The sequence below is a fragment of the Bacillus sp. M6-12 genome (genome assembly GCF_002860285.1).
Lineage (GTDB): Bacteria > Bacillota > Bacilli > Bacillales > DSM-1321 > Peribacillus.
In genome coordinates, this window is the sequence record NZ_PGVF01000005.1 from 80,080 (window position 1) to 92,484 (window position 12,405).

Annotated in this window: 9 protein-coding genes; all 9 read right to left on the reverse strand. The window is 31.6% G+C overall.

The annotated features are described in order from the left end of the window. Nucleotides 1-1,440: 1,440 nt before the first annotated feature. Nucleotides 1,441-1,905, reverse strand: coding sequence for a hypothetical protein (locus tag CVD28_RS07795; RefSeq protein ID WP_101591810.1), 465 nt, complete (start codon nt 1,903-1,905; stop codon nt 1,441-1,443). Between the two features lie 522 nt (nt 1,906-2,427). Further along, complete coding sequence (locus CVD28_RS27965) at nt 2,428-2,631, reverse strand: hypothetical protein (RefSeq protein ID WP_180954048.1); 204 nt, start codon at nt 2,629-2,631, stop codon at nt 2,428-2,430. Nucleotides 2,632-3,002: 371 nt separating this feature from the next. Continuing rightward, nucleotides 3,003-3,827, reverse strand: coding sequence for a hypothetical protein (locus tag CVD28_RS07805; protein ID WP_101591812.1), 825 nt, complete (start codon nt 3,825-3,827; stop codon nt 3,003-3,005). Between the two features lie 186 nt (nt 3,828-4,013). Next, nucleotides 4,014-5,288, reverse strand: a complete 1,275-nt coding sequence (locus CVD28_RS07810) for a hypothetical protein (protein ID WP_101591813.1) — start codon at nt 5,286-5,288, stop codon at nt 4,014-4,016. Next, a complete protein-coding gene (locus CVD28_RS07815) occupies nt 5,281-6,192 on the reverse strand; it encodes a hypothetical protein (protein WP_101591814.1) in 912 nt (303 codons plus the stop codon). Before CVD28_RS07815 ends, CVD28_RS07810 begins: the two co-directional genes overlap by 8 nt. A 1,256-nt stretch (nt 6,193-7,448) precedes the next feature. Further along, nucleotides 7,449-8,390, reverse strand: a complete 942-nt coding sequence (locus CVD28_RS07820) for a tyrosine-type recombinase/integrase (protein ID WP_101591815.1) — start codon at nt 8,388-8,390, stop codon at nt 7,449-7,451. Beyond that, on the reverse strand, nt 8,387-9,526 hold the full coding sequence (locus CVD28_RS07825; RefSeq protein WP_101591816.1) for a tyrosine-type recombinase/integrase: 1,140 nt from the start codon (nt 9,524-9,526) through the stop codon (nt 8,387-8,389). Before CVD28_RS07825 ends, CVD28_RS07820 begins: the two co-directional genes overlap by 4 nt. Continuing rightward, nucleotides 9,523-10,824, reverse strand: a complete 1,302-nt coding sequence (locus CVD28_RS07830; RefSeq protein WP_180954050.1) for a tyrosine-type recombinase/integrase — start codon at nt 10,822-10,824, stop codon at nt 9,523-9,525. Before CVD28_RS07830 ends, CVD28_RS07825 begins: the two co-directional genes overlap by 4 nt. A gap of 418 nt (nt 10,825-11,242) precedes the next feature. Then, nucleotides 11,243-12,070: a nuclease-related domain-containing protein gene (locus CVD28_RS07835; RefSeq protein ID WP_101591818.1), complete on the reverse strand. Its 828-nt coding sequence runs from the start codon at nt 12,068-12,070 to the stop codon at nt 11,243-11,245. Nucleotides 12,071-12,405 lie beyond the last annotated feature (335 nt).

Genomic DNA, 12,405 nt, shown 5'->3' on the forward strand with positions numbered 1-12,405 from the left:
AAGATTTCTGCTCTTGCCACCTCTACAATATTAGAACCTATAATACGGTATAATGGGGAATGTACAAAGGTAGAGTTTATCTCGCATTATTCTGATCCTTTGATTTGAAATGGATTTAGGACATGGAAATGCAGATTCCAACAATCCTTGTCATAGCTAGCTTAAAATTTTTCGAGTCTGAAGAACTTTACCTAAACGAGACATCCGTTAACAAGCCTTTAGGGTTGGTTGGGATTTCCTTATATCAAAGAGGCGATACTCACCGTTTCAAATTCCAAAATTAATTTTAAAGCTCTTTGTTACTACAACTGAAACGACTCTCATGCCTCCAAAATCTTTTCCTGCATATTGTACCCACGTTTTTAACCTGCGTGTAGAGCAATTAGACTTGAAGATATTGTTTCACTCGTGATAACTTCATAAGAGTTCTTCCACTTTATTTGACACATGACAGAGAATCTCTTTGAAAAGCAAATAATCCATCCCCTACGCTGTGAACCGTCAGGATGGATTATTTTCGTGTCCCACAATGGCCATAGTGTTTATAAAACTGAAGTGCTACCTCACTTCATACCTAATTTTAACATTTTGACCACTACCATGCATCTTTAAAAGAGCTTCTGGAAAGTAGGCTAATCATTGGTCCTGACGAGAATTGTTTGATTCTCCCTTAAAGCAAACAACCTTCACATAGCAACTAATATAAACCACAGTCTTCTAATGCCATACAGCAATTAAGATTAAGCAGTTTAATCTAATAGCATTTAAGGCGTTGCGGGCGAGAAGACTATATCCATCTTAGGGATAATAAGAAGAATTAATAATATAAATACATAATAAAATCATCAGCTGCTAACTCATTATTTGCATAGAAGACTAGCTGTCGTTGTTATTATAATGTTTTTAGGATTCTAGGATTTCATCCGAGATTTATATTTTCTTTTAAAACTAAAATAAATTTACTAAACAGATATATTTTTTAATATAATGTATTGATTTTTATTCATAGCGTAAAGAATTAAAAGATAAATGGAAAAATTCTCTTCCAAACAAGGGTGTATATCCCTTCAATTTAAATAGAATCAAGATCTTGAACATTTTTTTAGCGATGCGAATAAGTTAAACTAATACCTAGTTAAAAAAGTGCATAACAAATAAGCGTTCTATACTAGGTTAAAATGCCGGAATTTTACATATTCGGTTTTTGAGAAAAATTGGCATTCAATAATTGCGCGTTAAGAAAATGAAGGTATGACAAATAACAGATTGATGCTCGTTTTAAAAATCACAATCGACATCTTCGGTTGTGTTTGTTAGCAACCCTCTTGCTTTTAGCTTATCTCGGTATGCCTTTATTTTTTAGGCATTTCCGGCTTATTATCCGCCGCCTTTTGATTATAGAATTTTAATGAGTTTTGTTCCTTTTGCTTAATATCTTCTTCAATACGTTTTTTGTTTGTTAAGCCATTTCGTTGCTAAAGCCAGCACTTTAACACGTTCGTTCCCAGAAGCAGCTTCTTTTTGATAAATAGCTTCAACCTTATCAGTGAATTGTTTCCATACAATAGAATTTTGCTGTGCGAGTGTATAATAATCTTCATTTCTTTCTTTCATGTTGTTATCAAATAGTACAAGATCATCCAAATAGGCTTCTTCAATAAAATAACGTAAGAAGGATTCCGTTTTGGCTACGCTTTCTTTCAGTCTGAATTTTTCAATGATGCTTGTAAGTTCCCTTTTGATCCGTGGAACAACATAGTGGTTTTTAATAACCTTACCAAACTCTTTGTTATTCATTAAACGTGAGAAGGAATGGTTGTTGTATTCATAAAATGATTGGAGCGCTTCACGGTAAATCGCAATACCCACATTACCGAATTCCTTATGGATTTTGTGTTTAACCATATGCACTTCTTCTCACGCTTCTTGTGGAAATAAATCTATACTATAGTTGTATTTGGAAGCAACTTTCTCAAGATCTTTCAAGGTAGATCGCCGCTCTTCGTCGTAAATAGTAGACTTTTCCTTTAAAACCTCATCAGCGATGCGAATGTGTAAAACATGGCCGTCTTTTTCTCCGCGTTTGCGTTTTTTACGTGATATTGAATCGACTTTCCCACAAAAAGCGTAAATTCTTTCTTTCAGGTCTGTGTCTTTTTAGTAAGCATGATTTTCTCTTTACCAAGCCTTAAACTCAATAATCTCACCTTTAATAAGAGGAATTAAATTGTTCATCAAATCATCGAAATCTTCAAAAATATCAAGAGCAAGCTTACTTTTAACTGTTTTGTTTCTATATAGCTTCTCAGCGTGAACAGAGTGCCAAGTACCCGGAATCTTAGCAGACAAGATATAAAATAATAGTTTGATTTTGCTCTTGTACATGGACTTGAAAGATTCTTCATCAAAGAATTTGAACAAATTAATTTAGTAAAATCCTTTTTTGTTTGCATCAATGTTACACGAAATAAGGTTATAAAGTTTTCCATCCTTATCCTTGCGCAGAAATCCAGCTTTGAGTAAACCTTCAATTGCAGCGGGTACAAGTTTTTTAGTCATATATCCTTTTTCCTTAATTTGATCTACGGAAATTTGAACCAAACCGTCTAAATCTGAAGCTCCTGCAAGCACGGGCATAATACGTAATGAAATGGGGTAAAAAGATTTAAACGGCTTTGCTGTAAAAGTATCTCTCTATTTAACATAAAATTCGTTCTCCTTTACTTCAAATAAAAAAAACCCCAAAATTAAATACGCCTTATTAAAAGACGTTTCAATTTTGGGGTTTTCCCTTGTTAATATTTATATTTGTTATGTATAAGTACGTTACCATAAATTTATTTATAGTACAATTTAGAGTTTGATTAAAATATCTACATCCACCGAGTTATGCAGCAAACCAGTCTAATAATTTTGAACGAACTGAGCTTCAATAATAATCGCAAACGTAGAGACTGTGGTTATGTCTATTTGAGAAATTTTTCATTATAATGTATAACTAGTTACTTTGAAGATAATTCTATTAACTTAATTAGACTCCGAGAAAACTTTGAGACACTTTCGTTTCCAAAATATGTGAATATACTTACTATTTCGGTATTATCACGAATTACCTTTTGTTGATTTAAATTGTCAAAAAGGTATATTGACGTTAATTTTTTACATTGTGAGGATAATTTTATTCCCTCAGATAGTGCTTTGTTAAATTTTAGATTAGTTATAACCCAATGCTCCCTTCCTATAGAAAAATCAATGACATTTTTCGCCTTAATTTTATGAAACACCTCATTTTCATTAAACTTGAATGTGCTATTTTTTATAATTTTTCTCTCGAATACTTCGTATCTATTAAAAGGATTGTCAAAATTTTCTTTTAATAGTACTTCAACTATATCTGTGAATATATCCTTGGCATTTTTTTTATCAATCATTTGGTTTACATCACTAATTTCTCCAGCAATAAATTTTTCTTTTAAATTCTTAATTGGATCATTGGTTTGATATATTGTTATAGGTAGTCCATCTTTATTAAAAACAACAAGGAATTCACTTATTTCTTGTTTCTTAAATTCAAAAACTTTTAAATTGAAAATATGTCTTTCTAATTGAATATTAAATGTATGATCTATTATTTCAGCAGTCCCTAAATAAACTTGGTTTGTATCATGAGTATAAATTTCTTGAACTTTATTATAATCTATGGGGTTGAAATTAATTTTGCTTAAAATCCCCCAATTATATCTTTTTCGTCTTTGATATTCTTTATGATCTCTTGAATGTGTATTTAACCATCTTGAATACGTTAATTTAAAACCTATTTTTTTCATCTAAAAGCCACCCCCCTTAATAAATAAAAAACGTAAAACTCAAGAGACAGATATAAAAAGCTGTTGAAACATAAAAAAGCTATACGTTGGAAAATTTGAAATCTTCCCCATTTTATGTTTAATAAACTAGTGAAAATCTAGAACTTTTAACGTTCAGAAGTTATTAGGTTACGATATTATATTTTATTAAATACCCATTAATTTCTTATAACTTCCACCCAAATCTTTCAGTTCTTTTTGATATAGAAACGGATGTACTTGACTTCTAAAAATGGTATCTAAGATGTGCTGTGTTTCAGCTTCAATGTTATATTTATTGGATTGTAAACGAAGAAGCCATTCTTCAAGTTCTACTTTTTTATTAGCTGTATATTTCTGCTTCTCGTTATATTTTGATGTTAGTAGTTTGGTAATATGATTCAATACTTTATGCCTAGTGATATGTTCTTTTACCTTATTGAATGACGATTCCCGCATTGCCATTTTTTCAGGAAGTGACTGTAATACCTTTTGAATTAATTCAATTAAATTATTCTGTACTTGTTCTCGTTCTTTTTGTGTGTACAATTTTTTAACAAAACTAGATAGTTTTTTTCCATTGTATGCTCCAGCTAATCCAAAAATCATTGGTAGGACTACTACGCCAGCCGGTCCAAACAAAGGACCTATGATTACTCCCGCTCCTTTTCCTGCTAATCCAGCTACACTTCTAGAGACTGTATCATTAACTATATTAAATCCAGCGAGTCGAACCTCTAATCCATCTGATAATATTTTATAACCGTTGGTTAAACTTGAAACAGCAATCGTAATTAGTGGGATATCCAATTGGCTAAACTCGGCTGCATGTTTTAATGAAGTTTGTGTCATCTCTTCTACAGTGTGGAATGATACTTCTGTTCCGTATACTAAAGGATTATCTTCAAAGGTTGACATTAACTCCTTGTTTACAAAGACGGGAGTGTCAGGGTAAGATCGAAAATGAGTATAAACCCCACTAGGATCATTTAAACATTTTACTTGGAACGGTTGACCGTCTACTATTAAATCAAAACCTGCCTGATTAGATGTCTCAGGAAAAGATACATCATGCCCTTTCCCCTGCAGTTCCAATGCAACTAATTGTTCTGCTGTATAACCTTTCAAACGTGTAATTTCTCCTGTATTACTAAATTCAAAAGTTTCAGCCAACTGTTGGAAAGCAAAAAAACTGCTTAAATCTTCACTCCTTGCAAAATCAATTGCATCTATAACAGACGGATTTATCATTAAGTAATCATAAAGGATATCTGTAAAGGAAATCCCTACAATAGATGTCGATATAACCGTAGGGTTCCTGAAAAGTTGATTAACTACTGAAGTTCCACCGTTATTTGCTTCATTTAATCGAAGTTTAACAGCTTCTTCATAAGCCCCTTTCTCCCATAACTTTATAAATTTATCCCAATTCTCCTTATTCATATAGTAACTCCTTCCACTCAGCATTTTGGTTTTGATCAGAAGCTAACATAATTTGCATTAATACTACAGGTGCTATTGCTTTTTTCATCTTACCATTTTGCCATTTTAACAATCCCCCACCGCCTAGGAGCAGGACAGGGATGAAAAATAAAGGGTTCGCTATAACTGCTACCGCTGATGTTAACGTAACATATACTGCAAATGGGAGTGTGATTCCAACTAAGCCAAAAATTCCAGCTACAACCGAGGTTAAAGTAGTGTAAAAAGCAAATCCAGCTACTTGAACTATTGTAGCAAAAACAACTGCAGTTCCATTAGCAGTAATAAGTTTTTGTAATGTAGAACTTGTGATATTATTAATTCCAAGTTTTTGAGCGATGTGTTTTTGTTGCGCTTCAGGTAACCCTTTTAAGAAATCTTCTAAAGAATCACCTATTTCCCTCATCTGTTGCTCACTTATTTTTTTATCACTTATTGAATCTATTAGACTGTACATTTGAAACTTCACTATTTTTTCTAATTTATTCGCCTGATTCTCATTACCTAAAAATGAATTAAACTTTTTATTAGTTTGTTTCATTTGATTGTACATAGCCTCTATAATTCGATCACATTGATCTGACACATCCCGCTTTGTTACATATTTCCTTTCAGGTATATTATATAAATTAGCAAGTTCTTTTAATAACTCCCTACGGATTTTACCAGCAGGAGTATATTTATATTTGTCAGCCTCACGGTTAACCATTTCCATTATTTCTGACTTACCACTATTACTGATTTTTTCTTTTGCGAATGGGACTAACATTTTTATAATATTTGAATCATGCAGTAGGGCATAATTAAATTTCAAAGCTTCTTTTTCCATTACCAATAATGATTCAGCCATAGTCATACTATTCATATCAATTCCACCTCTTGTAATATCCTCAATTTTTTTTGCATTACTAACTAACAATTAATATTCAGCCATTCAATCACATTAGCTTGGGTGAGCTTTCCTTTTTTGTTCGCCTAATACGATAAAAGTGAATAACATGATTGTTCTTATTGATATAAATTCTTGTCAAATCCTTTAATATGTCTTTTTTTGCATCTTCAATTAATTTCCTCAAAAAAGTCTCTTCCTATATAATTTCATGAAGACCCTAATCACAGTAAAATTATACTATATTTGTGAATAATATTTAGTTTAAATTATAATCAACTGAGAATTAAGGAATGGACCATTTTTCTTTCCTGTATAATAAATATTTTCTCCGATGGTGAAACCAGCCATATAACCCTCCTTCCGCCAAGAACTTGTCCAATTAGTAGTATCCATGCAAATGATGCTGACCCAATAACGGTTTCAGTTATTCCCAATGCCAAGTCTACCAATTCTTCTTCTGGTGTATTCCTTTATTTCTAGATCTCCGTCCATTAAAACCTTCGCAAATTGGTACTTATTACTTTATATTTAGATCAATCTAGAATACTATCCTCATCTTATCCCGTAAACGGAATAACTTCTTCGTCAGAAATATATATCCTATGGTAGTAACATAGTCCATGGCTTATTCTTATATGGTCACAAAGGTTTGGATCGCTTCATCCCAAATTTCTCTTTCCCAACATCAAGTTTACTAATTTAAACTCCCAAATGAAGCGGCTGTTATATCTTATTATTTAATTAAGTGGAAATGTGTTTTTGAATCTCTAATTAGAATTTGAACAATAAGCAAAAGCCTTTTATAGAATCTTTACCAAAATCATTTTCAATAAAAATAAAATTAAGACTTGCAAAATGATAAGATATTAATATAATAAAAAATATTTGAGTAACAATTTATATAATCAATTAAATTAATAATAAAATATAGTTAACCAAACAAGCGAAAACCGCAGGTTAATACAGTTTCCTCATTTGAGTGAGGTCTGTATTTATCTGCGGTTTTTTGTATTGTGGCCAAGGAGGCACGCTACATGACAATCTAGTTCAAATAAGAATGCGCTTCTTATATAAAGGCTTTTTCCTAATAAAATATAAAATAACCAATTTTATGTAGGATACAGAAGAAGTACCACTTTGCATTTCCTCTTTATCTGCAGATCAAACTAATAATTTTTAAAAAAGGGTCTTAACATACTAAAATTTGCTAGATAGTATGTTAAGACCTATTATTTAACCTGATCGGTTGCATTCATTTCCAAAATCTTTGCTAAATCTGACCCCGGTGGCAAGTAGTGAAGCGTCGGAGCAAGCTTTGCATGACGTAGCTGTTCCTTAATAGTCATGACATTAATTCCCTCAGAATACATTAGAAAAGCACACGTATGTCGGTAATCATGAAGTCTTATTCTTCGTTTGATTCCAGCAATTTTATATATCTTTTTCATTATTCTAGCTATTTTGTCATTATTTATTGCTTTTCCATTTTCAAAAAACACTTCTTTATCTTTCCCTTGACTCCACTTAACCCACGCAGGATGATTTAGATAGGCTTCTAATTCATTTTTTAATAGTTGGGTCATCATTACAACACCAGCATTTGTTTTTTGTCCGCGAATAATTTCAATTTGGCTGAACTCAAAAGATATTTGAGACTTTCTCAATTTCAGTAATTCTTGTCTCCGAAGTCCACAAGTAAGGAGTAAAAGAACTAAAACATAATACTTCTTGGTAAAAGGGTCAAATTTATATGCTGCATTTAAAATAGCTACACACTCATGTTTTGTAATTACCCGATCTCTATGAACTAACCGATAATATGGGTTTTTATAATATTTTAGCGGATTGGACTTAATCATACCAACTGATTTTAAAAAACCCAGAAAACTTTTTAATACTGAAATATTACTATAGAGCATCTTATCTGAAAGTCCTCTTTCGATTAGGCTTTCAACATATTCATCCATAAAATCTTCATCTATCGGTTCATATGAACCATCTTCTTCAATATAATAAAAGTTATCAAAATCAACTTTTTCTTTAACACCTTTATTCATTAAGTAGTTGCCGAAACGTTTTAATACACTTTTATAATTTTTTTTTGTACTGTTTGCTAAACTAGCGTTTTCATTCCAAAACTCAAAATATGCCGATTTCAGTAACACGTTCATATCTTAAAATCACCTTTTTGCTTAAATTCAATTACAACCTTACTTAAAGGATGTCTTTCAATATCTTCCTTCAATTGATCATTTGTTTGTTTTGTGTACTGCTGTAGAGCATTAATAGTTTTATGTCCCATTAAATCCATCATCGCAAATATGTTTATACCAGATCTAATCCCATGTACTGCGAATGAGTGACGGAAGTTATGAACGCTTAACCTTTCAGCTTCTTCTTCTGAAATAGATGCCGCCTGCTTGACTAATTGTTTTATCATATCTCTTACTGCTCTCTCCGTAATATGACTATCCTCTTTCAAGCCACTAAAAACAAACAAGTCACCATGTTTATCTTTTAATTTTTTCCAATCCTCTTCTAAGTGACCATGCATAAAATTAATGTATCTTAATAAAATTTCAAACGAGTCTCGTTGAATGTAGGCAGGCTTCTTGACACCCTTATTCCGCTTCCTTCTTACCATGATCATTTCATTATTGATATCTACATCCTTGATTTGTAATCCAACAAGTTCACTAATTCTTAGAGCTGTCCCAATAAATACACATAAAATAGTATAATTTCTAAGACCATTACTCGTACTTTTACTCAGTACTAATAGCTCCCTTATTTGTTCCTTCGTATAAAATTTAGGTAAATCATTGCTTTCCCAATCAATCTTCAAAGAGCTTTGGAAATCCTCTTTATTTTTTTCATAAACCTCCCTTGTAGTGGTTTTAATAAAAGCACGTAAAAACGCAGCCTTTTTATTTCTAGTACTCTTTTTTTCATATGAATTAATGTATTCGACTAATGTTTGTGTTGGATATATAACATCTTCAAAAAGTGTGTTTGTATTCCACCCTTTAATACTAAGAAAGGAAAGTAGTTGTTTAATTTCGTACTTATAGGATTCTTTGGTAGATGCTGAGTAATTCATATACTTTGAACTTGAGTAGAACTTATGAACCGCATCTTCCAAAGTGATTTTACTAACTTTTACTTCCTTTTCATCCTCAAGATTTGTCGTTAGATTAAATACTGATTTTGCCGCTTTCAAAATAGTCTCTAAGTCATTTACATTTAAGAGTTCTTGTAATTGACTCTCAACTTCAGATTGTTTTGACTTTTTTCTAATAATACTCACTTTAAATCACCTTCTATTAAATCTAATTTTGCAAGCTCATCCTTCACATATTGACGTTCAAGGTGGATATACCTTGAAGGCATATGCCCAGATTTATGACGAGCCAAATCTTTAATTAGAGGAAGTGAGCTATATTTTGTTACATTTGTGATAAAGGTATGTCTTAATAAATGCAATCCGCCCTCATAGTCCCAACCTGCAATTAAAGCATATATTTTATAATTACGATACAATTTTCTTTTAAAATTTGCGGGGTTTTCCGAAAATACATAACCCGATTCCACATCCTTAATTTTTAATAATTGATTATAAATAAGATTTGGAATAGGCAAGATTGACGAGTTTCTTTTCGACTCATTTATTATTACAGTTTTAGTACCTAAATTAATATCATCCCACTTTAATTTAGCAACCTCTATTCCTCTAAACCCCATATATAGCATTAATGAAAATGCCAATATTTCTTTTTCAGGCTCATCAGAGTATATATAAATTACATCTAATAGCACCTTTATTTCAGAATCTTTAGGAATTGTTCTATATTTATAATCCTCTACTGTTATTTTTGTAATATCGTTTGCAATATCATTTGAAATTCTTTTCTTTTGATAAAGTATTGAAAAGAATGTTCTTATACTTTCAATCCATTTTTTTGCACTATGTTCAGAAATTTCGCCTTCAGTGACCTGTCTCAATAAAAATGATCTATAATCATTAACGTGTTCTGATTCTATCTCATTAACTATAATGTTATTAATGTTTCTATGCTTGAATTTCTCAACATTTTGAGTTAACCATCTAAATAGCCCACGGGCTTGCTGGATTAAATTTGCATAAATACTCTCTTGTTTTGTACCTTTCAACCTTAACTCCTTTACACAAAATTGAACTAATGGATGGTTGAATTCTTCTTTAGTTGGCTCCACATAAATTACCTTAATATCTAAGAAAGGTGCAATCATTTTTAAATACTGATTAAAATATAATTCTTCACTCTCATTTGTGAGTTCCCTTGAGATCATATCTATAACTGATTGGTTAATTAGATCTTGTTCCGTTATTTTAGCAACACCCTTATTTGTCCACTTTTTTACAAGTCTTATTATTTTTTTAAAAGTATTGAATATTAATAAATAAGTCGTTGGAACATGATGTATCTTATTTTCAAAAAATACGATCATTGACCTCAAATGAAATTCTTCATATACAAGATTTTCAAGAAGCCACGGATTAATTGCTTTACTTCCTAAATTGGTTTGATTTTCCCCATTAATATTTGGCATTTTATTAGTTAACATGTTCATCATCTTCCTACTATCAGAATAATTAATATCATTCATTTCCAAATAATTATTATTTATTCCTAAATGGGAAGAGTCTTTCTGATAAAAGAACTCTTCCGTTCTTTTCCGAAACGTTCCTTATCTGATTCACTCCATAAGTCACTAATGTTACTGAATACTTCATCATCTTTCATTGTTCCTAACCTCCAAAAAAAACCCCAAGGCAAATTGTTATTGAGAACAATTTGCCTTGGGGTTTTCCCTTTGTATTTATAATATTATATATTCTAATTTCATATATTTTAAGAGATATTTAAAGGTTTAATTATAATTTTTGTATATTAATTTTGTTTATGCTTTTTCAGATTCCTGAATTTCTGTATATAAGTATGTATTACCAAAATATCTGACCTGTTCGATCACTTCACGTCAACTAAATTGCCTTTTGGTGATTAAAGCAATAGACCTTACCTTGAAACTTCTTATTAGAAAGACAAAAAGCAGCAACCTTCTCAGACACAGGTTCATTACAGGTAGTACACTTGGGGCTGCTTTGGTTACTGTTTTGCTTCTGTTCTTTATTGTTTTGAATGGCTACATTATGTGTTTCTCTTAGTTCAGCATCTGTTATGTTAGCCTTTTGGATTATCGCAAAGATGCTTTCAATTTCTTGTTCAGTAATGAGTGGAGTATTATTTTGTAATTTAAGAACAGAAACCTTTCTGTGAAGGAAATCGGATAACTCCACATCGTAAACAATCAACTCTTTGGAAGAAATCTTTCTCATATCTAAATCCACTTTAAAGGTACATCTTTTCGTAAAGGATACGATTGATACGAAATGGTCGCTAAATTTACCATCGACCAAGCTCAACAACGCTTTGATATGGCCATGATTTTGAATAAACGGATTCATCATTTTAAACTTACCGTTCACTGACCACTCTTTCCGATTCTTTGCTCCGTAGATAGTACCCTGATAATTTTTAGTTTCAATAACAAATATGCCATATGGAGTGATAACGATATGATCAATCTGAGAATATCCTGATATGGATTTCCGGTTAGGCACCATTATATCCGATAAGTGCCTGAACTCTTTTGGCAATTGATCCAATTGAATATCTATCTTATATTCTCCTAATTCTCCTTTTCTTACTGCAACCCGGTCATTTTGACGTTTATTTGAAACTGATGTTTTCACATCTTTAGCGCCTTCATTAGTTGATGTCTTTTTCTTTTTGAATAATTGAAAGAACATGACCTTTCTCTCCTTCTCCTCATAAGAAACAGCAGCTGCTTAACCTAGCAAAAGAATTATTTATAGTTTAGTCTGGTTAAACCTAAATCACTCTTTCTAAGTGATAAATATGTTCCAAATAACAACTGTTTTTCCACTCATTTCATCTTTACAATAAATATATTTCTTCACAATCTCTTTAATACTTAAAGTTTGATCTTCCACAAACTGGCCCTTAAATGTAAAAAGGGTGCGATCCTTCTTACGGGAAAGCGCCCGATTGCCGAATAACCTTTTCTATTGAACAGTTAACTTGTACTACCCAGCAACCTACTTCATATTTTGGTCACTAACTT

Coding starts and splice junctions, on each gene's coding strand:
- CVD28_RS07795 (WP_101591810.1), bottom strand. CDS start 1,905: ATGGTTAAACACAAAATCCATAAGGAATTCGGTAATGTGGGTATTGCG.
- CVD28_RS07805 (WP_101591812.1), bottom strand. CDS start 3,827: ATGAAAAAAATAGGTTTTAAATTAACGTATTCAAGATGGTTAAATACA.
- CVD28_RS07810 (WP_101591813.1), bottom strand. CDS start 5,288: ATGAATAAGGAGAATTGGGATAAATTTATAAAGTTATGGGAGAAAGGG.
- CVD28_RS07815 (WP_101591814.1), bottom strand. CDS start 6,192: ATGAATAGTATGACTATGGCTGAATCATTATTGGTAATGGAAAAAGAA.
- CVD28_RS07820 (WP_101591815.1), bottom strand. CDS start 8,390: ATGAACGTGTTACTGAAATCGGCATATTTTGAGTTTTGGAATGAAAAC.
- CVD28_RS07830 (WP_180954050.1), bottom strand. CDS start 10,824: ATGTTAACTAATAAAATGCCAAATATTAATGGGGAAAATCAAACCAAT.
- CVD28_RS07835 (WP_101591818.1), bottom strand. CDS start 12,070: ATGTTCTTTCAATTATTCAAAAAGAAAAAGACATCAACTAATGAAGGC.